The sequence below is a fragment of the Micromonospora sp. CPCC 205539 genome (genome assembly GCF_036906815.1).
Lineage (GTDB): Bacteria > Actinomycetota > Actinomycetes > Mycobacteriales > Micromonosporaceae > Micromonospora.
Map to the genome: position 1 here is coordinate 201,349 of NZ_JBAKHW010000008.1, position 25,242 is coordinate 226,590.

At 72.1% G+C, this 25,242-nt stretch carries 22 protein-coding genes and 1 tRNA gene; 12 read left to right on the forward strand and 11 right to left on the reverse strand.

Going from position 1 to position 25,242, the window contains the following annotated elements:
- The first annotated feature begins 11 nt into the window (after positions 1-11).
- Both V6V47_RS10445 and V6V47_RS10450 read left to right on the forward strand, forming a co-directional pair.
- Positions 12-2,042: an ATP-binding protein gene (locus tag V6V47_RS10445; protein ID WP_334627890.1), complete on the forward strand. Its 2,031-nt coding sequence runs from the start codon at positions 12-14 to the stop codon at positions 2,040-2,042.
- Positions 2,039-3,202: an acyl-CoA dehydrogenase family protein gene (locus V6V47_RS10450; RefSeq protein WP_334627891.1), complete on the forward strand. Its 1,164-nt coding sequence runs from the start codon at positions 2,039-2,041 to the stop codon at positions 3,200-3,202. The genes V6V47_RS10445 and V6V47_RS10450 overlap by 4 nt, the downstream gene beginning before the upstream one ends.
- 99 nt (positions 3,203-3,301) lie before the next feature.
- On the opposite strand, the gene V6V47_RS10455 is transcribed toward V6V47_RS10450, so the two are convergent.
- Positions 3,302-4,447, reverse strand: a complete 1,146-nt coding sequence (locus V6V47_RS10455; RefSeq protein WP_334627892.1) for a hypothetical protein — start codon at positions 4,445-4,447, stop codon at positions 3,302-3,304.
- Positions 4,444-5,385, reverse strand: coding sequence for a transporter substrate-binding domain-containing protein (locus V6V47_RS10460; protein ID WP_334627893.1), 942 nt, complete (start codon positions 5,383-5,385; stop codon positions 4,444-4,446). Before V6V47_RS10460 ends, V6V47_RS10455 begins: the two co-directional genes overlap by 4 nt.
- A gap of 167 nt (positions 5,386-5,552) precedes the next feature.
- On the opposite strand from V6V47_RS10460, the gene V6V47_RS10465 reads away from it, so the two are divergent.
- The gene (locus tag V6V47_RS10465; RefSeq protein ID WP_334627894.1) at positions 5,553-5,885 is read left to right on the forward strand and encodes a hypothetical protein; all 333 of its coding nucleotides are present in this window, start codon (positions 5,553-5,555) and stop codon (positions 5,883-5,885) included.
- On the opposite strand, the gene V6V47_RS10470 is transcribed toward V6V47_RS10465, so the two are convergent.
- The 7 genes from V6V47_RS10470 to V6V47_RS10500 all read right to left on the reverse strand — a co-directional run bounded on the left by V6V47_RS10470 (position 5,872) and on the right by V6V47_RS10500 (position 13,753).
- Positions 5,872-7,371: a serine/threonine-protein kinase gene (locus V6V47_RS10470; RefSeq protein ID WP_334627895.1), complete on the reverse strand. Its 1,500-nt coding sequence runs from the start codon at positions 7,369-7,371 to the stop codon at positions 5,872-5,874. The two genes, V6V47_RS10465 and V6V47_RS10470, sit on opposite strands and share 14 nt — an antisense overlap.
- A 30-nt stretch (positions 7,372-7,401) precedes the next feature.
- Positions 7,402-7,923 carry a hypothetical protein gene (locus V6V47_RS10475; RefSeq protein ID WP_334627896.1) on the reverse strand — a complete coding sequence of 174 codons (522 nt, stop codon included), beginning with the start codon at positions 7,921-7,923 and terminating at the stop codon, positions 7,402-7,404.
- 154 nt (positions 7,924-8,077) lie between these two features.
- Positions 8,078-11,659, reverse strand: a complete 3,582-nt coding sequence (locus tag V6V47_RS10480; protein WP_334627897.1) for an adenylate/guanylate cyclase domain-containing protein — start codon at positions 11,657-11,659, stop codon at positions 8,078-8,080.
- On the reverse strand, positions 11,656-12,492 hold the full coding sequence (locus V6V47_RS10485; RefSeq protein ID WP_334627898.1) for an MBL fold metallo-hydrolase: 837 nt from the start codon (positions 12,490-12,492) through the stop codon (positions 11,656-11,658). The genes V6V47_RS10480 and V6V47_RS10485 overlap by 4 nt, the downstream gene beginning before the upstream one ends.
- Positions 12,493-12,612: 120 nt before the next feature.
- Positions 12,613-13,074 carry a RidA family protein gene (locus V6V47_RS10490; protein WP_334627899.1) on the reverse strand — a complete coding sequence of 154 codons (462 nt, stop codon included), beginning with the start codon at positions 13,072-13,074 and terminating at the stop codon, positions 12,613-12,615.
- A complete protein-coding gene (locus V6V47_RS10495) occupies positions 13,071-13,226 on the reverse strand; it encodes a DUF4177 domain-containing protein (RefSeq protein ID WP_088950574.1) in 156 nt (51 codons plus the stop codon). Before V6V47_RS10495 ends, V6V47_RS10490 begins: the two co-directional genes overlap by 4 nt.
- A 44-nt stretch (positions 13,227-13,270) precedes the next feature.
- Positions 13,271-13,753: a hypothetical protein gene (locus tag V6V47_RS10500; protein WP_334627900.1), complete on the reverse strand. Its 483-nt coding sequence runs from the start codon at positions 13,751-13,753 to the stop codon at positions 13,271-13,273.
- Positions 13,754-14,572: 819 nt separating this feature from the next.
- Here V6V47_RS10500 and V6V47_RS10505 point away from each other — a divergent pair.
- From V6V47_RS10505 to V6V47_RS10515, 3 genes are read left to right on the forward strand one after another with little or no spacing between them, the layout of a single operon-like run.
- Positions 14,573-15,073, forward strand: coding sequence for an Rv0361 family membrane protein (locus V6V47_RS10505; protein WP_442934211.1), 501 nt, complete (start codon positions 14,573-14,575; stop codon positions 15,071-15,073).
- A 26-nt stretch (positions 15,074-15,099) separates the two neighbouring features.
- Positions 15,100-16,077, forward strand: coding sequence for an ArsA-related P-loop ATPase (locus V6V47_RS10510; RefSeq protein ID WP_334627901.1), 978 nt, complete (start codon positions 15,100-15,102; stop codon positions 16,075-16,077).
- Between the two features lie 56 nt (positions 16,078-16,133).
- The gene (locus V6V47_RS10515; RefSeq protein ID WP_334627902.1) at positions 16,134-17,282 is read left to right on the forward strand and encodes an ArsA family ATPase; all 1,149 of its coding nucleotides are present in this window, start codon (positions 16,134-16,136) and stop codon (positions 17,280-17,282) included.
- A 6-nt stretch (positions 17,283-17,288) separates the two neighbouring features.
- Here the strand turns inward: V6V47_RS10515 and V6V47_RS10520 are convergent, their stop codons facing one another.
- Positions 17,289-17,606 carry a WhiB family transcriptional regulator gene (locus V6V47_RS10520; protein WP_334627903.1) on the reverse strand — a complete coding sequence of 106 codons (318 nt, stop codon included), beginning with the start codon at positions 17,604-17,606 and terminating at the stop codon, positions 17,289-17,291.
- A gap of 406 nt (positions 17,607-18,012) precedes the next feature.
- On the opposite strand from V6V47_RS10520, the gene V6V47_RS10525 reads away from it, so the two are divergent.
- Entirely contained in the window at positions 18,013-20,415 is a 2,403-nt protein-coding gene (locus V6V47_RS10525; protein WP_334627904.1) for a penicillin-binding protein, read from the forward strand.
- 108 nt (positions 20,416-20,523) lie between these two features.
- On the opposite strand, the gene V6V47_RS10530 is transcribed toward V6V47_RS10525, so the two are convergent.
- Entirely contained in the window at positions 20,524-20,979 is a 456-nt protein-coding gene (locus V6V47_RS10530) for a GatB/YqeY domain-containing protein (protein ID WP_334627905.1), read from the reverse strand.
- 25 nt (positions 20,980-21,004) lie between these two features.
- On the opposite strand from V6V47_RS10530, the gene V6V47_RS10535 reads away from it, so the two are divergent.
- The 5 genes from V6V47_RS10535 (at position 21,005) to V6V47_RS10555 (ending at position 25,237) form a co-directional block, all read left to right on the forward strand.
- A complete protein-coding gene (locus tag V6V47_RS10535) occupies positions 21,005-21,898 on the forward strand; it encodes a metallophosphoesterase (RefSeq protein WP_334627906.1) in 894 nt (297 codons plus the stop codon).
- A gap of 187 nt (positions 21,899-22,085) precedes the next feature.
- Positions 22,086-22,162, forward strand: a tRNA-Pro gene (locus V6V47_RS10540).
- A gap of 158 nt (positions 22,163-22,320) precedes the next feature.
- Positions 22,321-22,869 (forward strand): SigE family RNA polymerase sigma factor, encoded by a 549-nt coding sequence (locus V6V47_RS10545; RefSeq protein ID WP_334627907.1) that lies wholly within the window; start codon positions 22,321-22,323, stop codon positions 22,867-22,869.
- A complete protein-coding gene (locus V6V47_RS10550; RefSeq protein ID WP_334627908.1) occupies positions 22,866-24,311 on the forward strand; it encodes a hypothetical protein in 1,446 nt (481 codons plus the stop codon). The genes V6V47_RS10545 and V6V47_RS10550 overlap by 4 nt, the downstream gene beginning before the upstream one ends.
- A gap of 101 nt (positions 24,312-24,412) precedes the next feature.
- Positions 24,413-25,237, forward strand: coding sequence for a class I SAM-dependent methyltransferase (locus tag V6V47_RS10555; RefSeq protein ID WP_334627909.1), 825 nt, complete (start codon positions 24,413-24,415; stop codon positions 25,235-25,237).
- Positions 25,238-25,242 lie beyond the last annotated feature (5 nt).

The following is a 25,242-nucleotide window of genomic DNA, read 5'->3' on the forward strand; positions in this document are numbered from 1 at the left end:
GGTTGAAACCTGTGATCACCCGACTGCTGGTTGCCAACCGGGGGGAGATCGCCCGCCGGATCTTCGCGACCTGCCGGGCGCTGGGCGTGGAGACGGTCGCCGTGCACTCGGACGCGGACGCCGACGCGCCGTTCGTCGGCGAGGCCGACCAGGCGGTCCGGCTGCCCGGGGACACGCCGGCCGAGACGTACCTGCGGGTCGATCTGATCCTGGATGCGGCCCGCCGCAGCGGCGCGGACGCCGTCCACCCGGGCTACGGCTTCCTCGCCGAGAACGCCGAGTTTGCGGCGGCGGTGACCGACGCGGGCCTGACCTGGGTCGGGCCGCCGGCCAAGGTGATCGCCGCGATGGGCGACAAGCTGGCGGCGAAGGCGCTGCTCGTCGAGGCGGGCGTGCCGATGCTGCCCAGTTGGACCGACACCGAGGGCATCACCGACTTCCCGGTGCTGGTCAAGGCGTCGGCCGGCGGCGGTGGCCGGGGGATGCGGATCGTCCAAGACGCCGCCGAACTGACCGAGGCCGTCGCCTCGGCGCGCCGCGAGGCGGCCGCCGCGTTCGGCGACGGCACGGTCTTCATCGAGCGGTACGTCGAGCGCGGCCGACACGTCGAGGTGCAGATCTTCGGCGACACCCACGGCACGGTGGCCGCTCTCGGTGTGCGGGAGTGCTCGATTCAGCGCCGACACCAGAAGATCGTCGAAGAGGCGCCGGGGGACCTTCCGCCGGGGCTGCGGGAGCGGCTGCACGAGGCGGCGGTGGCGGCCGGCCGGGCGGTCGACTACGTGGGCGCGGGGACGGTCGAGTTTCTGCTGGCGCCCGACGGGGCGATCTACTTCCTGGAGATGAACACCCGGCTCCAGGTCGAGCACCCGGTCACCGAACTGACCACCATCGGCCTGGACCTGGTGCGGCTGCAGCTGCTCGTCGCCGAGGGCGAGGCGCTGCCGGAGCAAGCGCTGTATCCGACGACCCGCGGCTACGCGATCGAGGTGCGGATCTGCGCCGAGGAGCCGGCCCACGGCTTCCGTCCGGCGACCGGCGTCCTGCACCGGTTCGCCGTCCCCGGGGTCGACCGCGAGTTCGGCAACCTCCAGCGGGTCGGCCTGCGGCTGGACTCCGGTGTCGTGGACGGATCAGTGGTCGGCGTCCACTACGACTCCATGCTGGCCAAACTGATCGCCGTGGCACCCACCCGCGGCGAGGCGGCCCGCGCCCTCGCTGGTGCGCTGGCCCGGGCCGAGTTGCACGGGGTGGCGACCAACCGCGATCTGCTGGTCCGGGTGCTGCGCAGCCCCGCGTTCGCCGCCGTGGAGATCGACACCGGGTTCCTGGACCGGCACGAGGAGGTCTTCGCCCCGCTACTCCCCGCCGACCAGCTTCCGCTGGTCGGGCTCGCGGCGGCGCTCGCCTCGGCCGCCGCACGCCGCGCCGAATCCCGAGTGCTCGCCGGCCTACCGTCGGGCTGGCGCAACGTGCCCGCCTTTCCGCAGGTCACCCGCTTCACCGGGCCGGACGGCGAGGTCGAGGTCCGCTACCGACTGGACCGCACGGGCGGGCTCGCCGAGTGGTCGGTGTCGACGCCCGAGAACGCGGTGGCATCAGCGGCCGGCGGCGCCACCGCGCCGGAAGCCGAGCCGCCGGCCGTGGCGCTGGTCGAGGCGACCCCGGACCGGGTGGTGCTCGACGTCGACGGCGTGCGGCGCGCGTACCGCGTACACCGGGTGGGGTCGGCGGTCTTCGTGGACGGCCCGGACGGGGCCGCGAGCCTGGCCGAGTTGCCCCGTTTCCCGTTGCCCACGGCGGAGCTGGCCGCCGGGTCGCTGCTCGCGCCGCTGCCCGGCGCGGTGACCCGGGTGCACGTGCAGGTCGGTCAGCGGGTCGCGGCCGGCGACCCGCTGCTCACCCTGGAAGCGATGAAGCTGGAACATCCCGTGCTCGCCCCGACCGACGGCGTCGTCGCGGAACTGCCGGTGCCGGCCGGTGGTCAGGTGCGCACCGGTGCCGTGCTGGCCGTGGTCACATCCGAGGAGGACCCCCGATGACCTTCGACCTCACCCCCGAGCAGGACCAGCTGCGCGATGCCGTCCGGGCGTTGGGCCGACGGTACGGCCACGGCTACTTCGTCGAGAAGGCGAAGGCCGGCGAACACACCACCGAGCTGTGGGCCGAGGCCGGCCAGCTGGGCTATCTGGGGGTCAACATCCCCACCGAGTACGGGGGCGGGGGCGGCGGTATCACCGACCTGGCCATCGTCTGCGAGGAGTTGGCGGCGGCCGGCTGCCCGCTGCTGCTGCTGGTGGTCTCCCCCGCCATCGTGGCCACCGTGCTGACCCGGCACGGCACCGAGGAGCAGCGCAAGAAGCACCTGCCCGGCCTCGCCGACGGCTCGCAGAAGATCGTTTTTGCGATCACCGAGCCGGAGGCCGGCTCGAACTTCCACCGCCTCGGCACGGTGGCCCGCCGCGACGGTGACGGTTGGCTGCTCTCCGGCCGAAAGTGCTACATCTCCGGGGTCGACGAGGCGGATCACGTGCTGGTGGTGGCCCGCACCGAGGACGCGGCGACCGGCAGGCTCAAGCCCGCGCTGTTCCTCGTGCCGACCGACGCGGCGGGCCTGACCCGGTCCAAGCTGGACATGGAGATCGTCTCCCCGGAGAACCAGTTCCTGCTCTACCTGGACGACGTCCGGCTGCCCGCCGACGCCCTGGTCGGCGAGTCGCTGGACGCCGGGCTGCCGGCGCTCTTCGCGGGGCTCAACCCGGAGCGGATCACGGTCGCCGCGATGGGCGCCGGCACCGGCCGGTACGCCATCGAGCGGGCCAGCGAGTACACCGCCACCCGCAAGGTCTGGGGTGGCCGCACCATCGGCTCACACCAGGGGGTGTCGCATCCCCTGGCACACGCGGCGGTGCAGGTGGAGCTGGCCCGCCTGATGATCCAGAAGGCTGCCACGCTCTACGACGCCGGCCGCGACCTGGAGGCCGGGGTGGCCGGCAACATGGCCAAGTACGCCGCCGGTGAGGCCGCCGCGCTCGCCGTGGACACCGCGGTCCAGGCGCTGGGCGGTGCCGGCATGACCACGGAGTACGGCGTGGCCACCCTGCTCGGCGCCGTCCGGGCCGGCCGGATCGCCCCGGTCAGCCGGGAGATGATCCTCAACTTCGTCGCCCAACACGTCCTGGGCCAGGACAAGTCGTACTAAACCGCTGCTTCGACCCGATTTCCTTGAAGTCGGGGCATCCGGGCCACCACAATGCCCCGTCTTCCAGGAAGTCGCGTCGATCAACCCGCCGGCCCTCGCTCAGCCGACGGCTCGGCAGGCGGCGTCGATCCGGTGTACGGGTCGGACCCGGCGGCCCAACCCCTCCAGCAGCGAGTCCTCGATGTGGAAGTCGTGGATGCGCAGCCGGTGCCGGGGCAGCTCTTCCTCGGTGGGGCAGAGCACCTGGGCGCGCACCAGGTCGACGGGCACGTACCGCACCCCGCCCCGCTCCTGCAGGATCACCATGTTGACGTCGTCGGTGACGACCACGTGCCCCCGTACGTCCTCGGTGGGCCCGTCCTGCACGCCCACGGTGGTGACGGTCAAGGGCAGCACCGGGGTGCTGATCACCGGCAGCGCGGCCCAGACCAACGTGGCCAGCACCGCCACCTCGGTGATCGACGCGAGTGGCCGGATCACCATGCCGGGCAGCGGGCCGGCGATGAAGAGAGCCAACACCGGCGGTACGACGATGAGCGCCAGCACCAGCAGCTCGCCCTGCTCGCCGGCGTCCCGCAGCGTGGGCAGCATCAGCCAGCCGTACCCGGCCAGCAGCGCGACGATCAGCAGCATCCGTGGCACCACCCACTCGTGCAGCCGCTGAGGGCGGAGCTGGAACGCGGCCACGAACGCCGGCAACAGCAGCGGCAGGTAGAGCAGCGGCCAGGTGACCAGGGCGAGCAGGTAGCTGGCCACCACGATCCAGGCCGGGGTGAGGTCGGCCCAGCGGGCGAAGAGCGGTCGGCGGGTGCCGGGCGGCATCCGGTCCACGCTGACGGCCAGCACCGCGCCGAGCGCGAAGACGGCGACCAGGCCGGTGGAGAGCAGCCGCGCCGCGGTGGTCAGGAAGCCGGCGAGCAGGTTGACCGGCCCGACGTTGGCCACCAGCAGCAGCGTGGTCTGCAACTCGCCGCCAGCCTCGACGCCGAGCCGGAGCACGGAGAAGATCGCCGGCACGCCCACCACCGCGGTCCAGAACGACTGACTGGCCCGGGCGCGCCGCTCCGCCGGGTCCCAGCGCACCCGCCCCGGCTCGACGGGGACGACCACCGGCTCGGCAGGTTCCGCCTTCGGCACGCCCGCCGGCCACTCGACGACGACCGGACCGTCGGGCACGGACTTCCGGGGCGGCGGGACCGGGCCGTCGGCGCTCGCGCCGCCGGTGGCCGTCGGCGCCGTGCTCACCGCCGCGGCGCCTTGTCGTCGAAGTCGACCAGATTCGGCACCTCCAGCGGCTGCGGTTGGCGCTTCTCCGCGGGCAGCCACGGTCCCAAGGTCCGGTTGTAGGCGGTCTGCCAGGGACTGGCCTCCCCGTTCCGGCCCTGCAGATAGCTCTTCTCGAGGAAGAAGGCGACAAGGTCGCGCAGCGCGGGATCGCCGATCGGCACGCCGATGCCCAGCAGCTCGCTGGTGCCGAACGGCATGTCCACGATCTCGAACTCCTTGGGGAAGCTGGCCAGGAAGCCAGCGAGGATCGTCTCGTCGGAGCTGACCGCGTCGTAGCGGCCTTTCCGGATGCCGTCGACACAGTCCCCGACGTCCTTCACCACGAACGTCTTGACCTGGTGCTTCTCCAGCTCGGCCTCGGTGGTGGAGCCGCCGCTGGTGCAGACCTTGTAGCTGGGATCGCGCAGGTCCTCGATGGTGCGGATCTTGTCCTTGAGTCGGGTCGGCACCATCACCTCCTGGGTGGTGACGAAGTACGGCCCGGCGAAGCTGACCAGCGCCTTTCGCTCCTCGGTGATCGAGAAGCTGGATACCACCAGGTCGACCACGCCGCCCTGCAGAGCCGGGATGCGGTCCTCGGTGGACACCGAGACGAACTCCAGCCGCTGGCTTCCCTCGTAGCCGAGCGAGGCGGCCACGTACCGGCCGATCTCGACGTCGAAGCCGACGTGTTGGCCGTTGCGCAGCTCGCCCATCAGCGGCTCGTTGGTGGCGACACCGATGCGTAGCTTCGACTGGCCGTAGATGTGCGACTCGCGCATCTTCTCCTGCACGGACGGCAGTTCCGGTTCCTTCCGACTGTCGCAGCCGGCGGCGGCGGCCAGGGTCAGGGTCAGTGCGACCGCGAGCGTCGTTCCGACCGAGCGGAGGCGGGACCGGGTGCGGAGTGTGTTCATGGGCGACCTCGCTGACGGAGCAGCCTGCGGGAAAACCGAGAGTAGCGGCTTCGGTCCACATCGTGTGGACGTGGCCGCCCGGCCCGTCGATCGACGCCGGTCGGCGCGTCGGGCGGCTCTGCGGTTGACAGCGGGCCCGGTCACGACATGCTGGGGGGGTGCGTACATTGTCCAGGCCCGATGCGCGGACGGTAGCGGTCGTCGCGGCGTTGGGAGCCCTTTCGCTGCTGGTCGCGCTGGTCGTCTGGCGTCGTCAGGACATCCTCGGCGTGGCGCTGGCGCTGTGCTGCGTCCTGCTGGCAACGGTCGCCGGGGTCGCCGTGTCCGCCGCCAGGCAGGGCGACGACCCAGAACCGGCGGACCGGCCGGGCTCCGCCGCACCCCCGACGCTGATGCCGTACGGGGTCGACGCGGACACCCTCGACGCCCTGGACAGTCGGGACGCGTTGCGTGCGGTGCGTGACCGAAAGCGCGGGTCGAACGGGTTCAGCGACCGGTGAGGGTGGGCGTGGTGAGCGCGTCCACGCCCTTCCCGGCCAGGCAGCGGTAGGTCCGGTCGACGCTGCCGTCCACCGGCGGCAGCACCTCCAGGTGCCACCCGGTCGACTCGATGATCCCGGTGGTCAATCGGAACGTGGTGGGGCTGCACACCTGTCGCACCGGCACGGCCGCGGCCACGTCCTCGTAACCGGCGCCGACCAGCGGCACCGGCAGGATCCCCTCGGCGTACGTCTCCCAGGTGTGCGGCCCCGCGCAGGGGACCCGGGCGGCCTCGGCGCGGATGCCGCGGATCCGCACCGGGCCGAAGCACTCCAGCTCGGGCAGGCACCGGGCACCCTCGGGCAGGGCGGTCGGCGTGCCGGTGCCGGTCGTGCAGCCGGGCAGCAGCCCGGTGGCCGGCGCGGCGACGTGGGTGGCGGAGGGAGTCGGGCGGGGCGTCGGTGCGCCGTCGGCCATCCAGGCCCCGGCGCTGGCCGAGGCGGCGAGCGCGAGCACCCCGGCGCCACCGAGGAACCAGCGCCGCCGCCAGCGCCGGCCACCGGCGCCGGTCGGGTGAGTGTCCTCCGCTGAGGGACGCGGCACTGGCTGGGTGGCGGCGTACGGGCCGAAGTGGCTCGCGCCGCCGCTGACCGGCGCGCCGCTGACCGGTGCCGACGTCGGGCCGAGCGGCAGGCTGGCGAGCAGATCGTGCAGTTCGACGGCGGAGGGTCGGTCGGCCGGGTCGTTGGCCATGCCGGCGCGCAGCACGTCGATCAGCTCGTCCGGGACGCCGGGCAGGCTGGGAAGCGGCTGGTTGAACATCTCCAGCACGGTGACCAGGCTGGGATTGCGCTCGGACTGCCAACGTGGCGGTCGGCCGTGCATCACCGCATAGAGGGTGGCGCACAGCGCGTACACGTCCACGGCCGGCGACGGCGGGCTGTGACTGAACATCTCCGGCGGCGCGTACGCCGGGGTGAGCACCTCCAGGGTGACCGAGGCGTCCCGGACCTCGGCCAGCACGGCCAGCCCGAAGTCGGCCAGCACCGCAGTGTTGAAGTGTGAGTAGAGGATGTTGGCGGGCTTCACGTCCCGGTGCAGCACCCCGGCCGCGTGCGAGTGGGCCAGCGCGTCGGCGATCTTGACGCCGAGGTCGCGCGCCTCCACCGGGCCCAGCGGCGAGGTACGCATCCGCTCGGCGTACGACCCGTCGCAGAGTTCCATGATCAGGTAGGGGTGCTGGTCGACGGTGACCCCGACGTCGAAGAGATCCACCACATGCGGGTGCGAGGACATCCGGCCGGCCGCTCGGGCCTCGCGGAGGAAGCGGGCCTGATCGCGGTCGCTGTCCAGCGTGCGATTTTCCACCTTGACCGCAACCTCGCGCCCCACCGAGATCTGGGTGGCCTGGTAGACGGTCGCGTAACCACCTCGGGCAAAAACCCGCAAATCGGTCAGACCGGGCACGATCGGCACCGGCAGTCCGCCGGTCGGAGTGTCGGTCACTGCTCGAAACTACCCAACCCGGCCAGTCGCTCAGCGCACCGCGTCCGCCGAAGCGGCACCGTCGGGCGTCGCATCGGTGACAGCGGGCGTCGTGTCGGTGCCGGCCGACGTCGCGTCGGCATCGGCGGCGGAGCCGTCGGGGCCGGCCGGTGCGCTCCTGCGCGCGTCCAGACGGAGACCGACGGCGGTGGCCAACGCGCCCAGGCCCTCCCAGGCGGCCACCCCGAAGAACTGGCCGGGGGCGATGTCAGCCAGCACGGCGATGCTGAAGACGGTGAAGGTCACCAGCCGGAACACCACCGTGAACCGGTAGAACGACCGCCACTCGGTGACCGTGGCGAGCAGGTAGTAGACGCCCATGTTGAACGACGCCATCGAGGAGGCCAGCAGGAATGTGCCGGTGTGGTCACCGGCGGCACGGGTGGCCGGCACCTCCATGCCCAGCATGCGCAGCTGCGCCTCCGGCCAGAGCAGCCCGAGCGCGCCCATCACCAGCGCCAGCACTCCAAAGACCGCGATGGTCCAACCCGCGGCGGAACGCGGCAGCTTCATGACGAGCCTCCCCAGGCACGGCGACGGTCACCACTGCGGACCAACTCGCACGGTGTTGACACGCTAGCCGCTCGCCCCGACCCTCACATCCCCGGAACCGCCAGAAAGCCTTATCCACTTCCGCCGGGACCTCGCTGGGTGACGGCGACCGTCCCTAAGCGACGGCGAGCCGGGCGCGCAGGGCGTCGGCGGCGGCGCGTTCGCTGCGCTGCTCGGTGGCGTACGCCAAGCGGACCGCCTCCTCCGCGCTGGCCAACGCCTCCTCCGGGCGACCGCAGGCGGCCAGCGCCTCAGCCAGCACGCTGGCCGCGATCACCTGGCTGCGCACGTCCTCCGCCGGCGCGGTGACCGCCCGCCGGGCCCAGTCCAGCGCCTGCTCCCGCTGACCGTGCGCGAGCAGCGCCGACGCGTACTGGGCCATCGTCTGACGACGGGAGAAGAGCAACGAGGGCGCGTTCGCGGCGGCGGTGGCCACCGGGGCGAGCAGCCCGACCGCGGTCGCCGGATCACCAGCGGCCAGTCGGGCGGTGGCCAGCAGCACCCGGGGCGCGACCTGGGCCGGAGCCTGCGGGTTGTGCGGCTCGACGGCGGTCAGCACCGCGCGGGCGACCTGCTCGGCGGTGTCACGGTCGCCCAGGTCCAGCGCCACGAAGCCGCGCAGCGTGCCGGCCATCCCGGTGAGCAGCGGGTGCGAGGTCCGCTCGGCGTACCCCAGGGCGTCGGTGAGCAGGTCGGCCGCGTGCTCCGGCTCGCCCAGCCCGCGGGCCACCACGGCCCGGACCACCAGCGCGAACCCGCGCCCCCAGTCGTCGGAGGCGGCGGCGAACTCGCGGTACGCCCGGCGGGCCTCCCGGTCCGCCTCGGCCAGCTCGCCCAACTCGGCGGTGGCGTACGCCGCCACCGCGCGCAGTGTGCCCACCGCCCACGCCTCGCCGACCCGCTCGCCGAAGGGCAGGAAGACCTGCGCCAGCCGACATGCCTCGCCCAGCCGGCCGGCGAGCAGCCGGGCGAACGCGGTCGTGCCGCGCAACCAGGCGCGCCCGTACGGGTCCTTCAGCTCGGCGAAGAGTCGGGCCGCCCGGCCGAGCACCGCGTCGGTGCCGGCGAAGTCGCCCCGGGTGGTGGTCACCCAAGCCAGGTTCTGCAACGACCAGGCCTGCCCGTGTCGATCCTGCGCACCGAGGCTGACCTGGTACGCGGCGGCCAGCCGGCTGCTCGCCTGACTCAGCCGCCCACCAACGAAGTCGGCCATGCCGAGCCGACGCATCGCCGAGGCGCGCTGCGTGGGCAGCCCTCCGGCGGTGGCCACCTGCAACGCCTCCTGCCAGGCAGCCACCGCGCGGCCCTGGTCGCCCAGGGTCTGCTGGGCCTGACCGGCGAGCAGCAGGGCGCTGACCCGGGTGACCTCGTCGCCGGCGTTCGCAGCGATCTTCTCGGCCGAGGCGAGCGCGTCGGCGACCCGGCCGATCTGCAGCAACGCTCGGGCGTGCACCACCCGGTCGGCCGCCGGCACGCCGTCGCGGGCCAGCTCGGCGGCGCGCTCGGCGTACTCCACGGCCAGCGCCGGCTCACCGGCCGACAGCGACCGGCGTGCGGCCCGGCCGAGCGCGGCGATCCCGAGCGGGACCACCGTCCGGGCCGACGCGTCCGGGCGCAGCTTCACCGCGTCGGCGAGCGTGGCGGCCCGCTCGACGTGTGTCGCCACGAAGTCGTCCCGGGCCTCGTCGGTGAACCCGCCGGGCGTGCCGGCCGCGGCCTCGCCCGCCGGCGCTGCCCAACGGGCCAGCGCCGCGTGCCGCTCGGCCAGCTCCGCCTTACTCACCCCGGCGTAGGCGGCCTCCCGCATCAGCGGGGTGGCGAACGCGAAGCCAGTACGGGTGCGGTGCAGCATCCGGCGTTGCAGCAACTCCTCGACGGCCCGGTCGAGCTCGACGGCGATCACCGCCGCGGGCCGGCCATCCCGGCCGGCGCGCTGGTCGCACAACGCCTCCAACGCACCGGTCGGCACCGTGTCACCGACCACCGCGGCGTCGCGCAGCACCGAGCGGGCGTCCGGCGGCAGCGCGTCGATGCGGGCGGCGAGCACGGCGGCGAGGTCCCGGGAGAGCAGCCGGCTGCCCAGCGAGCCGGGCACCAGCCGCCAGCCGGCGGTCGAGCCGATCTCCACTGCGGTGAGAGCGCCGCGCTCGATCAGCAGGGTGACCAGCTCGGCCAGGTAGAACGGGTTGCCCTGGGCGGTGGCGAGCAGCCGGTCGGCGTCGGCCGACGGCAACTTGCCGCCGCCGAGGTAGCTGGTAAGCAGCCGGGCAGCATCGGCACCGCGCAGCGGCGGCAGGGAGTGCACCTCGGCGTCCGCGACCCGGGTCAGCGCGCCAGCGGTACGGACCAGCTCGGGACGGCCGAGCAGCAGCACCAGCACCGGACCGGCGAGCCGGGACAGGGCCAGGCCGAGGGCGCTGATCGTCTCGGCCGTGGCGTCGTGCAGGTCGTCCACCACGATCACCAGCGGCGCCTCCGCGGCGAGCCCGCTGAGCAGGTCGGCGACCGCGTTCGGCACCACGTCGGTATCCGCCGGCGGTGCACCCGCGCCGCCCCACTCGCCGTTGTCGCCGCCACCGTGTGCGGGAAGTTCGGCGTAGCCGAGCAGGGCGAGCAGCTGGTCCGTGGCGATCGGCGGCGCCGCACCGCCGGCCCGGGCGAGCCGCTGGCCGAGCCGGCGCAGCCGTTCCTCGACCGCTGGCCGGGTCAACGCGGTGGCCGCGTCGCTGGGCAGGCCGACCGCGGCACGGACCAGGTCGGCCAGCGGCGCGAGCCGACGCCGCTCGCCGAACGCGGCGCAGCGCACCGAGAGCACCCGGGCGCCGGTGTGCGCGGCGTACCGGCCGGCGCCCACGTCGTACCCGGCGGCGAGGCGTTCCACCTCGGCGGCGAACCGGGACTTGCCGATGCCCGCCTCGGCGGTCATCAGCAGCACCCGCGGGTCACCCTGGTCGATCACCTCGGCGAGGCGGCCGGCGACCCGGCCGATCTCGGTCTCCCGGCCCACGTAGGGCGCCTCGTCGCCGAGGCCCGACCGGGTGCCCGGCGCGTCCAGCAGACCCAGCAGCTCGTACGCCTCGACCGGCTCGCGTTTGCCCTTGAGTCGCAGCGGACGCAGCGCCCGCCAGGAGGCCACGTGCCGGGTGGCGGCGGCGGTGCGCGCGCCGGCGTAGACGGCGCCCACCGCGGCGGCGTCGGAGAACCGCGCGGCGGTGTTGACCGTGTCCCCGATGACCGTGTACTCGATGGCCGCCTGGATGCCCGCGATCACGTCGCCGGTGTTCAGCCCAACTCGTAGCCCGAGCGGCGCGCCGCCGCCCCGCTCGTCGTCGAGCACCCGACGGACGGCCCGCTGCATCGACAGGGCGGCCCGGACGGCGCGCTCGGCGTCGTCCTCGTGTGCCACCGGTGCGCCGAAGACCGCCATGATCCCGTCGCCGGTCAGCTTGTCGACGTGCCCGCCGAAGGTCTTCACCGCGCCGGCGAGGGCGGCGAGCACCCGATCGGTGACGGCACCGACCCGTTCCGGGTCGAGATCCTCAGACCAGGAGGTGAAGTCGGAGAGGTCGCCGAAGAGCACGGTGACCACCCGACGTTCGGCCGCCGGCAACGACGCGGCAGCCGGCAGCGCGGCGCCACAGTTGTGGCAGAACCGCGCGCCGGGAACGGCGACGGTTCCACACACCGGGCAGGTCACATGTGCTCCAACCCACTGACCCCCGGCTCGGATTCCCCGGATCCGACACCCAGGTATTCCAGTTGGGCACGGACCGACCAAACGGCTGCCCACCAGAGCGAACGGTCCACGTCCGCGTAGACCACCGCGACCACGTCGGCGGGGCTGTGGGCACCGGCGGCGACCGCCGCCCGGACCTGGTCGAGCCGGGCCCGGCGGTGGGCGAGATAGAAGTCGGCGGCGGCGGCGCAGTCGGCCAGCGCCGGGCCGTGCCCCGGCAGCGCCGGGATTCCACGGTACGAGGAGAGCAACCCCAGGCTGGTCAGGTAGTCGCCGAGGTGCCCGTCGGGGTGGGCCACGACGGTGGTGCCCCGGCCGAGGATGGTGTCACCGGTGAACACGACCTGGTCGTCGCCGTAGGAGACGTGCAGGCAGATCGAGTCGGCGGTGTGCCCGGGTGTGGGGACCGGTCGCACCACGAGGCCGGGCAGGTCCAGCGGCTCCGGCTGGGCGCCCAGCGGCGCGGCGTTGATGCTGTGGGCCGGGTCGACGGCGCGCACCGGAACCCCGCCGAGCAGCTCGCTCAGTCGGGCGGAGCCCTCGGTGTGGTCGGCGTGGCCGTGCGTGATCAGGATCAGCCCGATCGGGCCGTGCTCGGCTATCCGGTTCAGGTGCCCCTCGTCCGCCGGCCCCGGGTCGATCACGACGGCGTGCTCCGTCCCCGGGGCGCGGAGCACCCAGGTGTTGGTGCCGTCGAGGGTCATCGGACCCGGGTTCGGCGCGCGCAGCAGCGAAACCCAACCCGGCAGCTCGTCGGCAAGCGCAGCCACTGCGCCCGTCACATGCCCGCCCATGGCTGCGATCGTACGACCCCGCTCACCACACCCCGCGATCTTGCAGTTGCCGCCCCTGGTTCGTGCCCGTTCAAGGCTTTCGTCCGGGCCGAAAGTGCAAGATCGCGGGGGTGGAGAGGGTCAGGCGACCTCGACGATCAGCTCGATCTCGACGGGGGCGTCCAGCGGGAGTTCGGCCACGCCCACAGCGCTGCGAGCGTGGCGGCCGGCCTCGCCGAAGACGGTGCCGAAGAGGTCGGAGGCACCGTTGATCACGGCAGGCTGGCCGGTGAAGCCGGGCGCGGACGCCACGAAACCGACCACCTTGACCACCTTGATCACGTTCTCCAGGCCGACCAGCGAGTCGACGGCGGCCAGCGCGTTGAGCGCGCACCGCTCGGCCAGGTCCTTCGCCTGCTCGGCGGAGACGCCAGCCCCGACCTTGCCGGTGGCCAGCAGCTTTCCTGCGGCGATCGGCAGCTGACCGGAGACGTACACGTGCTGCCCGGACTGCACGGCCGGCACGTAGCTGGCCACCGGCGGCACCACCTCGGGGAGTTCGAGCCCCAGCTCGGCGAGTTTCGCGTGCGGTCCGTTGCTCACGCCTTGGGCCGCTTCAAGTACGCGACCAACTGGTCCGGGTTCGGGCCGGGGATCACGGCGACGAGCTCCCACCCGTCCTCGCCCCAGTTGTCGAGGATCTGCTTGGTCGCGTGGACCAGCAGCGGGACCGTGGAGTATTCCCACTTCTGCATCGCTGGAAGGCTCCCTCTCGGTGCGGACTTCTTCGACGCACAGCCTACGGTCCGCTTGCCGGGCGAGGCGCGGGACGCTGCTCCGGCGCGGCCGGCAGCTCACCGCAGGACCCCTCGTGCTCGTACCGCTGGGGACAGCGGGACCGGTCGGGCAGGAGCAGGTCACAGAAGACCCGGTGCCGGTTGTTCTGGTCGTCGGCGTTGGACACCGTGGTCTCCCCGGCGTCCAGCTCCGACAGGAAGCCCAGGGACACCGCGACCCGACCGGCCAGCGCGGTCGCCGCCGCCAGGTCGGACACCCGGATCGGCAGGTGGATGACGAAGCCCGGCTCCTCGTCGTCCCGGATCCGCTCGGCGGGCCGACTCAACGCGCGGGCCACCTCCGTCGGCTCCGGCACGCGACGGTACGACCGCTCGTTGATCGGCAGGCTGCCGAGTGGCCCGTCGGCCGTCCCGAGATGGCCGGGCCAGCGCGCCCGGTCGTTCGCCGGGAACTGGGTGCGAGGGATGTTGTCCGCGTCGCGCATGCACTTCCTCCGGTCGTACCTGTCGGATCACGCTTCCGGCCCGGACCCATTCATCCGTTCCGCCCCCCGCACCGGGGACGAAGGTAGGTCCGTGGACGCAGTCCCGCCAGCAGGACGCGCACGTCTGGGCACTTAAAGTCACATATGCGACAGATCGACGGTATGAAACCTGACGGCGTTTCACGGAAGGTTCCGCCGGGCCGCCAGGGGCGACACCGATGCGTTGGTGGACCGCTACCCTTCCGGTCGGACGGTCGCGCAGCGCCCGGCCGCCCGCTCGATCACGCTCGGCGCCAGGGGTGGCGGCGAGCGCCGCACCCCCGGGGGAACGAGATGACCCAACCGCCCAACGGCGACAAGACCGGCGCGCCCGCGCTTCCGGCAGCCCACCCGGATCCCGCCGGCCAGCCCGGCGCTCCGGACGTCGCCGACCAGCCCGGCTCGTCGGCCCCCGCCGCGCGGCCCGGCCTGCTCGCCCTCCCCGCTGAACCTGCCAGGCCAGCGCCTCCGGCCACGCCGACCGCCCCCGCGCAGTCGACCAAGCCGGCCGTCGCCACGGAGCTCACCCAGCCAACCTCCCCTGCGGGGTCGGCTCCCCCGAACAGCCCCGGGCAGCCAGGTCAGCCGGCCGTTCCCGTGCAGCCGGCCCAGCCGAACAGCCCCGCGCAGCCGGTCTCTCCCCCACAGTCGGCCCAGCCGGCCTCTCCGGGCCAGCCGGGCGGCGCTCAGGTCGCCGGCCAGCCAGGCGGCGTTCAGGTCGCCGGCCAGCCCGAGGGCGCCGCCGGAGCGCCGGCGGAGCCGGGCAACCAGGACCCCTCGCTGATCCCGCCGCCCCCGCCGGGCTACCCGCCCTACCAGGGTGCCGAGGAGCCGAAGAAGAAGAAGCGCGGCCTGCTCATCGCGGCGATCGCGCTGGCCGTGATCATGGTGCTCTGCGTGGGCGGCGGCGCGGTGGCGTTCCTGACCCTGCGCGACGCCGAGACCGGTCAGGGCGCCAAGGAGCCGGGAGTCGCCGTCGACGAGTTCCTCACGGCGGTCTACAAGGACCGCGACGCCGGCAAGGCGGCCGACCACGTCTGCGCTGCCTCCCGCGACGACAAGAAGATCGCCGCGAAGGTGGCCGAGGTGCAGAAGTACGCCGCCACGTACCAGAACCCGCGCTTCAAGTGGACCACCCCGAAGGTGGACAACCAGACCGGCGAGCGGGCAACCGTCTCCACCCGGGTCACCATGACCACCGCCGACGAGAAGGTGGCCGACCAGGACCTGCGCTTCACGGTGGTGCAGAAGACGGGTTGGTGGGTCTGCGAGGTCGCGTGACCCGCAGGCATGGATAGGCTCGACGGGTGCGAGCAGCTGAGCGGCCGCCCGACCCGGCCGGTACCGGATGGTCGGCCCGTCTCCACGTGGTGACCGGCAAGGGTGGCACCGGCAAGACGAGCGTCGCGGCGGCGCTGGCCCTGGCGCTTGCCGCCGGCGGCCGGCGCACCCTGCTGGTGGAGGTCGAGGGGCGGCAGGGCATCGCCCAGCTCTTCGGCCTCGACCCGCTGCCGTACGAGGAGCGACACCTCACCAGCGCGCCGGACGGTGGCGAGGTGCGCGCGCTCGCGGTGGACGCCGAGGAGGCACTGCTCGAGTACCTCGACATGTTCTACAAGCTGGGTGCGGCCGGCCGGGCGCTGCGCAAGCTCGGGGCCATCGACTTCGCCACCACCATCGCGCCCGGCCTGCGCGACGTGCTGCTCACCGGCAAGGTGAAGGAAGCCACCACCCGCACCTCGGGGCAGCGGCGCGCGTACGACGCGGTGGTGCTCGACGCCCCGCCGACCGGGCGCATCGGCCGGTTCCTCAACGTCACGGCCGAGACGGCCCGACTGGCGAAGGTCGGGCCGATCAAGACCCAGAGCGACGGGGTCTCCGCGCTGCTGCGCTCCCCGATGACCACGGTGCACGTGGTCACGCTCCTGGAGGAGATGCCGGTACAGGAGACGGTGGACGCGATCGCCGACCTGACCACGCTCGGCTTCGGGGTGGGCAAGGTGATCGTCAACGGCGCGCGGCCACCGCTGCCCGCCGGCCGGGCGGTCACCGCGGCCGAGCTGAAGCGCGGCCTGGTCGCCGCCGGGCTGCCGGCCGACCGGGAGACCGTCGCCGGCCTGCACGACGAGGCGCGTGACCAGCTCGTCCGGCGCGAGTTGGAAGATTCGCTCCGAGCTGACCTGGTGGAGTTGGGGTTGCCGATGATCGAGCTGCCGTTGCTGCCCGACGGGGTGGACCGCGTGGGGCTCGCGACACTGGCTCAGGCCCTCGTCCGGGCGGATTGACTCACACCTGAGCTCAGCACGGGGCGCGGACCCACCCGGCCCGATACGCTCGATTGGTGCCTTCCGAAGACGCGGCGCCGCACCTGGACGTCGACCAGATCCTCGCCGACCCCGGCGTGCGGATCGTCGTATGCTGCGGTGCCGGCGGGGTGGGCAAGACGACCACGGCCGCGGCCCTGGCGCTGCGGGCCGCCGAGCACCACGGCCGACGCACGGTGGTGCTCACCATCGACCCGGCCCGCCGGCTGGCCCAGTCGCTGGGCCTGACCGAGCTGGACAACACCCCTCGCCAGGTCAAGGGGATCGACGTCGAGTCCAGCGGCGGCGAGCTGCACGCCATGATGCTCGACATGAAGCGCACCTTCGACGACGTGGTGCTCCAGCACACCGATCCGGCGAAGGCCGCGGAGATCTTCGCGAACCCCTTCTACCAGGCGATGAGTTCGACCTTCGCCGGCACGCAGGAATACATGGCGATGGAGAAGCTGGGCCAGCTGCACGCCCGGGGCGAATGGGACCTGATCGTGGTCGACACCCCGCCGTCGCGTTCGGCGCTGGATTTCCTGGACGCCCCGGCGCGGCTCTCCCGCTTCCTCGACGGCCGCATGCTGCGACTGCTGCTGGCCCCCGCACGCAGCGGCGGGCGGAGCATGTTCAGCCTGGTCACGGCCTCGTTCGGCATGTTCTCGAAGGTCGTGCAGAAGGTGCTCGGCGCTCAACTGCTGACCGACCTGTCCGGCTTCGTGGCCGCACTGGATTCGATGTTCGGCGGCTTCCGGCAGCGGGCCGAGCAGACGTACCGCATCCTCCAGGCAGGGGAGACGGCCTTCCTGCTGGTCGCGGCACCGGAGCCGGACGCGGTCCGGGAGGCCGCCTACTTCGCCGGCCGCCTGCGGGACGAGAAGATGCCGCTGGCCGGTCTGGTCCTCAACCGGGTGCACCAGCCGGCGGCGCCGGAGCTGGATGCCGAGCAGAGCCGGGCCGCCGCGGAGCGGCTGACCGAGCTGGGTGGGCATGAGGCCACCGCCGATGTGCTGCGGGCCCACGCCGCGCTGGCTCGTCAGGCGGTACGCGAGCAGCAGGTGGCCGCGCGGTTCACCGAGGCGTTTCCGGCGGTGCCGGCGGTGTCGGTGCCGGCGCAGCCCGCCGACGTGCACGACGTCGACGGGCTGCGAACGATCGGCACGGCGATCAGCCGGCCGTGACCGGCGTCAGCCGGCGTTGACCAGGATCTTGTCCTTGCCGGCCTTGTCCTTGCTGTTCTTCTTCATGGCGGCCTCGAACATCTTGCGCCAGCTCGTCACCTGCGGGTGTCGACGCAGCAGGGCCCGCCGTTCGCGTTCGGTCATGCCACCCCACACACCGAACTCGATCCGGTTGTCCAGCGCGTCGGCCAGGCACTCGTACCGAACTGGGCAGCTCCGGCAGATCCGCTTCGCCACGTTCTGTTCGGCGCCCTGTACGAACAACGCGTCCGGGTCCCCGTTCTGACACGCCGCCAGCGACGGCCAGTCAGTGATCATGCCCATGAGTACACGTCCCCCCTTGCAGTACCTACCGACCTCGTTCCACGTCAGCCGGCAATTCCCCCCGATCGCCCGGCGCGCCTTCCCCAAGACGGCACGGACGACATGTGTGGCGCTTTCGCCGCCTCCATCATGCTCTGTAGTCGACTGATTACGCAACGTTGTCGGCTAAATCCATCATTCCGGACACTCCCGGCTTCCCGGGCGCTCGACCGCCGGTTACCCCGCCGAGGTACGTGAAAACGCTGCGCCACCTCCACCACTCGGAGGAAACTCACGGCAGGTCACACGCAACCACGCACCGGGGGTCGTGCGTTTAGCACAACGAGGGCAGCGCGCGCAGGAAATGGGGAAACAACGCCCCAGCGCCCCTCGTTCCCTACTCGCGTACCATGCCGAGGTGACCTGGATGCGGAAACGTGACCACAATGTGCTGACCAATGCCGCATCGCTACTCGTATGTGGCCTGTTGGCTGGCGTGGTGGTCGCTGCGGCGGCCTTCCCCGCGGTGGCGATGTCGGGCTTGGCGGCCAAGGCCGGCGCCGAGACCTTCGGCAACCTGCCCACGGAGCTGACAGTGGCGCGCGCGCCACAGATCAGTTACCTGCTGGCCTCTGACGGCAAGACACCGCTCGCGACGATGTACGACGAGAACCGGCGCGACGTGAAGCTCGCCGACATCTCGCCGTACATGGTGAAGGCCATCATTGCGGCCGAAGACCATGACTTCTACAAGCACAACGGCGTCGACATCAACGGTGTCGCCCGTGCGTTCGTCAACAACCAGAACGACGCAGCCGGCCGGCAGGGCGCCTCCACGCTCACCATGCAGTACGTCCGGCTGGCCATCGCCTACTCGGCCACCCACCCGGCCGACGTGGTCGCGGCGACCGAGGACACCAGCGCCCGCAAGCTCCGCGAGATGCGGCTGGCCCTCCAGGTCGACAAGGAGTTCTCCAAGGACGAGATCCTCGTCCGGTACCTCAACCTCGCCTCGTTCGGCAACGGCGCGTACGGCATCTACGCCGCCAGCCAGGTCTACTTCGGCAAGCCGCCGAGCAAACTCACGATCGCGGAAGCAGCCCTGCTGGCCGGCATGCCGAAGGCGCCCACCACCAACGACCCGACCACCCCGTCCGGTCGCCTGCCCGCACTGAACCGACGCAACTACGTCATTCAGAACATGCTCGACATCAAGGCCATCACCCAGCAGGAGGCCGACGCGGCCAGGGCGACCGACCTGGTCGTCAAGGACAAGCGCACCCCCAACGGCTGCGTCGCCGCCAACACCAACAGCTGGGGCTTCTTCTGCGACTACTTCTACCGCTGGTGGATGCAGCAGGAGACCTTCGGCTCGACCACCTACGACCGGGAGCGGCGGCTAAAGAGCGGCGGCTACACCGTGGTCACCTCGCTCGACGTCCAGGCCCAGCAGGGCGCGGACAAGGCCGTCCGCAAGGCCAAGAGCGTGAACAGCAAGGAAGCCGCCATGGTCGCCGTGGTGGAGCCCGGCAGCGGCCGGGTCCGGGCGCTCGCGGTCAATCGGCAGTTCAAGATCGACGACAAGAAGACGAACAAGCTGAACAGCGATCCGGCGAAGAGCAAGAAGAAGATCCTGGGTAACTACCCGGCGACGGTCAACCCGCTACTCACCGGCGGCGACGGCATCTCCGGCTACCAGGCTGGCTCGACCTTCAAGATCTTCACCATCGTGGCGGCCCTGGAGAAGGGCATCCCGCTCAGCTACACCATCAACGCGCCGGCGCAGTTCAAGTCGGAATACATCATCGACAGCAGCAGCCCGGCGGCCTGCAAGGGGACGCACTTCTACTGCCCGACCAACTCCAACCAGAAGCCCGGCGGCCCGCAGAACATGTGGACCGCCTTCGCGCAGTCGGTCAACACCTACTTCGTGCCGCTTGAGCAGCAGGTCGGCGCGGAGAACGTGGTCGAGGCCGCCAAGCGGCTCGGCATCCAGTTCCGGTCGAGTGGCGACGCCAAGTTGGCCGCCAACAAGGAATCGGCCCACCAGTGGGGCGCGTTCACGCTGGGCGTCTCGCAGACCACCCCGCTGGAGTTGGCCAACGCCTACGCCACCCTCGCCGCGGACGGCAAGTACTGCGAGCCGATCCCGGTGCAGGAGATCCGCGACCCCGACGGCAAGAAGCTGGACATCGCCAACCCGCGCTGTGAGAAGCGGTTCAGCACCGACGTGGCCCGGGCCGCCGTGGACGCCGCCCGCTGCCCGGTCGGTGACAACTCCAGCACCAGCAAGTGCGGCGGCAGCCGCACGGCCGGCAACGTGAAGGGCGACGTCAACGCGCCGGTGGCCGGCAAGTCCGGCACCACCGACTCGGAGAAGACCGCCGCCCTGGTCGCGATGACCAAGCAGTACGCGGTGGCCGGCATCATGGCCGACCCGGACTGGCCGCAGACCAACGTCAAGATGAAGCACAAGGAGAAGGACGGCATCAACCCGCCGGTGTGGGAGACACTGCGGGACGCCATGAAGAACAAGCCCCGGATCCAGTTCGAGGAGCCCGGCGAGAAGATCTCCAAGGGCGACCAGCGCAGCATCCCCAACGTGAAGTGCCAATCGGTGGACAGCGCGAAGTCCCGACTCAAGGACGCCGGCTTCGAAGTAATCGTGTCCGAGACGAAGGTCCCCTCGTCCTGCAAGGCGGGCGACGTGGCGGGCACCAGCCCGGACGACCGCACCATCAAGAACGGCGTGGTCAGCATCCAGATCAGCAGCGGCGGCGCGGCAGCCCCGCCCGGCGGCACCCCGCCCGCCCGACGCCAGGGCGGCTGAACCGAGACCGTAGGACGCACGAACGGGCGGGCACCCTCTCCGGGTGCCCGCCCGTTGCGTGTGCCAGGACTGCGGGCGGCTGGCGCCGCTGATCGGTGATCCGGCTGGTCAGAGGCCGAGCTGGCGGCGTACCTCACCGGCGACCCGGCCGCCCTCGGCCTGGCCGGCCACCGCGGCCTGGGCCGCCTTCATCGCCGGGCCCATCTGGGCCTTGCCGGTGAAGCCGCCCGCGGCGAGCGCCCCCGAAACCAGCTCGGTCAACTCGGCGTCGGAGAGCTGCTTGGGCAGGTAGCGGTCCAGCACCTCACCCTCGGCGGTCTCCTTCGCGGCCTGCTCGGCGCGGCCGGCGTCGGCGAAGGCGGTCGCCGCCTCCCGACGCTTCTTGGCCTCCTTGGTCAGCACCGCGAGCACCTCGTCGTCGGAGAGGTCACGCTTGGCCTTGCCGGCGACCTCGGCGGTGCCGACGGCGGCAAGAGCCATCCGCAGCGTCGAGGTGGTCAGCTCGTCGCGCGCCTTGAGCGCGGAACGCATGTCGGCGGTGAGGCGGTCCTTCAGCGTGCTCATGGTCGGTCAAACTACCCTGAACGCCATGCGAAAGCGCACACTATTCCGGCTTGCCGCTGGAACCGCCGCTGTCGGCGCCGCCACCCTCGCGTACGCGTCGCTCATCGAGCGCAACATGTTCACCCTGCGACGGTACGACGTGCCGATGCTCCCGGCGGACGCTGAACCGCTCCGCGTACTGCACCTGTCGGACCTGCACATGATGCCCGACCAGGCGCGCAAGCAGCGCTGGGTGGCCTCGCTGGCCGCCCTCGACCCGGACCTGGTGGTGGTGACCGGCGACAACATGGCGCACCCCGGGGCAGTGCCGGGCGTGCTACGGGCGCTGCAACCGCTGCTGGACTTTCCGGGCGCGTTCGTGTTCGGCTCGAACGACTACACCGGGCCGGTGTTCAAGAACCCGTTCACCTACTTCCTGCCCGACCGGGAGTACACCGAGGGCGCCGCGCTGCCCTACGAGGAGCTGCGCCAGGTGTTCACCGGCGCCGGCTGGGTGGACCTCAACAACGCCCGAGCCACGCTGAAGGCCGGCGGCCGGCAGCTCGACCTGGTCGGCGTGGACGACCCCCACATCGAACGGGACGACTACGGTTCGGTGGCCGGACCGGTCTCGTCCTCGGCCGATCTGTCCATCGCGCTGACGCACTCACCCGAGCCGCGGCTGCTCGACCAGATGGCCGCGGACGGCTTCGGCCTGCTGCTGGCCGGGCACACGCACGGCGGGCAGGTCTGCGTACCGGGCGTCGGCGCGCTGGTGACCAACTGCGGGCTGCCCCGCTCGATGGCGCGCGGGCTGCACCGCTGGCCGGGCTCGGAGTCCTGGCTGCACGTCTCCGCCGGCCTCGGCACCCACCCGACCGCCCCGGTCCGCTTCGCCTGCCCTCCGGAGGCGACCATCCTGACGCTCATCCCCCGCTGAGCGGCATGATCACCGCGCGGCCCATCAAGATCCGCGCAACTTCGCGGATGTAGTGGCCTCACGTCGACCCCGAGGCCACCACAACCGGAAGTTGCGCGGATCTTGGCTGCTCCGGCCGGGTACGCAGCCCCCGGGGATACCGAGTTTGACCATCGGGACGGGTGGGCTACTATTTGTCGGCACGCCTCGGGGTGTGGCGCAGCTTGGTAGCGCGCTTCGTTCGGGACGAAGAGGTCGTCGGTTCGAATCCGGCCACCCCGACCAGAGGCAGAGGGCACATCCACTCGATGGATGTGCCCTCTCGTGCTTTCCAGCTCCGCCCAGACCGCCCCCGACCGGCAGCCGCGCAGGAGTTCCCGCAGGCCTTCAACCTTTACGCCCCCGCCAGAGTCGTGATGGGTAACCAACCGAGGCGGGAGCACATGGCAGCAGACGACGAGCAGTTCCGAGAATTCGTCGACACCCGCTACATGGATCTCCTCCGCGTGGCTTACCACCTGACCGGGTCCGCGCAGGATGCGGAGGACCTGGTGCAGTCGGCGCTGGTGAAGGTGATGCGGCGCTGGAGGCGGGTCGACGACCCGATGGCCTACCTGCGGCGCGTCATGGTCAACCACAACATCAGCGTCTGGCGTCGCCACCGGGCCCGCGAGGTGGTGACGGCGATCCTGCCGGACCGCTCCACTCGGGACAGCGCGGACGCGGTGACGGAGCGCCACACCCTGTACGCGGCGATGCGAACGCTCAGTCCCCGTACCCGGGCGGTGATCGTGCTGCGGTACGTGGCCGACCTGCCTGAGGCGGAGGTGGCGGCCACGCTGGGCTGTTCCGTCGGGTCGGTCAAGAGCCGCGCGTCGAGAGGGCTGGCCCGCCTGCGTCTGACGCTGGCACCAGACGCACCACCGTCAGCACCGGCGCCGACATCAGCAGCAATGAAGCGGACGACGGAGATAACGGGGGTAGCGCGATGACGGTCGACGAGGAGTTGAGCCGCGCCCTGGCCGACCTGACCAGGACTCTGGCCCCAGAGCCGGACCCCTACGGTAGGGTCCGAGCCCGGTACCGGCGGAACCAGCAGCGACGGGTCGGCGGGCTGGCCCTGGCCGCCGTGGTCTCCGTGGCCGGCGCGTCCTTCGCCATCGCCGGGCCGGGCGGAATCGCGGAGCCATCACCGCCGGCCGACTCGACCGAGTCCTTCAGCCACGTGCTCGCCTGGTCGGAGAAGCTGCTCCAGTCGCCACCGCGCGGCGCCGTCGCCCGGGACACCGGTTATATCCGCGACGTCGCCCACAATCTGCTGACCGCCCAGCGGCGGGGGGATTTTCCCCGGCTGACGGTGCCGGTGAGTGAGGTGAAGGTGCTCTTCGCCGACGACATCGATGGCCAGCGGATCGCGCTCGCCGCGTTCGTCCGCGAACAGCCCGACCCGGGCACCGGCTGGCCGAACGCCGCCGTGTGGCTGGTCGCCGACGAGGGTGCCACTGCCAAGGACCTGGCGAGCACCGCCGCCGTTCGGGGCACGAGCGACGCTCTGGAGCCCTACGAGACCATTGCCGTCGACGACCCGACCCGTCCCGGTAGGGAGGTGCACGTGGCCATCGCACCGGCCGAATGCGTCTTCCTCAGCTCACCGGCGCCCGAGACGTGGACGCCGGAGCCGACCGGTTCCTACCTCGTACGCACCCCGTTGACCCAGCGGCCCGAGTGGTGGCGGGTCGACTGTGGTTCGGCGACCCGCCAGCTCGTTCCCGGGCCAGGCTCGCGGGCGTCCGGGCCGATCACCGACGCCCAGTTCGCCACCGCGACGGCTCGAATGCGCGGCCACGCCGAGCAACAGCGTTCCCGGGAGCTGATGCGGGAGATGGCCCAGATGGGGGGCTACCGACTGACGGCCCTGCCCTCCGTGATCTGGGGCGGGCCCGTCACCGGCGTTCCGACCGGAGTCACGACCACGTCGCCGCCGCCGAACGTGGGGAACCCGCGGGTCACCGTTCTGACCGCCCCCGCGGTGGGCGGGGGCTGGGTGGGCCAGGTGGTGATCGATCACGGCCAGCCGAGGCCCGACACTCTGGTCAGCACGGGTCTGCCCTTCGACGTGGCGACTGACCCGACGGATACGGGTGCCCTCCTCGCCGTACCCATCGACGACGATCCGACCGGCAGCACGAGCCGACGCTCGCTGCTGGTGGTCACGCCCGCCGCCGCCACCTCGGTACGGGTCCTGCGCGACGGGCTGGCGGTGGCCAACGCCCCGGTCAGCGGCTCCGGGGCGGCGCTGACCGTGCCCGGCCCCACGACGGGCCTCGTCGTGGAAGCGCTCGACGCGAGCGGTGGAGTGGTTGCCACCGGGCCGGTGGCCGCCGTCGGTGCGCAGCGGGCACCCCACGAGACGGACGCCTGGTACCAGGAGTGAACCCGCGCCTGGTGCGGCCAATATAGGTGTTTCTGCCGATCCCCTCGGCTGGCACGTCACCTAGCGTCGATGGCGTTGCAACCGTCCGAGAGGGGACCACCATGACCACCGCACTCGATCTCACCGCCGTCAAGGCACGCCAACAGGTGACCTGGGCCAGCGGGGACTACGGCGCGGTCGCCGCGCTCATCCACCCGATCTCCGAATGGCTGGTGGCGGCAGCCGACCTGTCGGCCGGTGCCCGAGTGCTCGACGTGGCGACCGGCACCGGCAACGCCGCGATCGCCGCCGCCCGCTGCGGCTGTCTGGTGACCGGTGTCGACTATGTACCCGAACTGCTCGAGCGCGGCAACGCCCGAGCGGAGGCCGAGCGGTTGCCGGTCAACTTCGTGACCGGTGACGCGGAGCGACTCACGTACGCGGACGGCTCGTTCGACGCGGTGCTCTCCGTCGTCGGCGTGATGTTCGCGCCGGACCAGGAGCGGGCGGCGGCGGAGTTGGTGCGGGTCTGCCGGCCCGGTGGCACGGTGGCGTTGGCGTCGTGGACGCCGCAGGGGTTCATCGGCGAGCTGTTCCGCACGGTGGGGCGGCACGTGCCGCCGCCGGCGGGGCTGCGCCCGCCGGTCCAGTGGGGCGACGAGGATCGGGTCCGCGAGCTGCTCGGCGGGTCCGTGGGCGAACTGCGGGCGGTACGACGCGAGTTCGTCTTCCGCTTCAGCACGCCCGAGGAGTTCGCCGGCTTCTTCCGGGCCAACTACGGGCCGACGCTGAAGGCGTTCGAGGCGCTGCCCGAGGAGCGGCGGCCGGAGCTGCACGCCGACCTGGTGGAGCTGGCGCGGACCCACAACCGCGCCACGGACGGCACGGTACGGATCCCGGCGGAGTACCTGGAGGTGGTGGCCGAGCGGGCACCGGAGCCGGCCTGATCCGG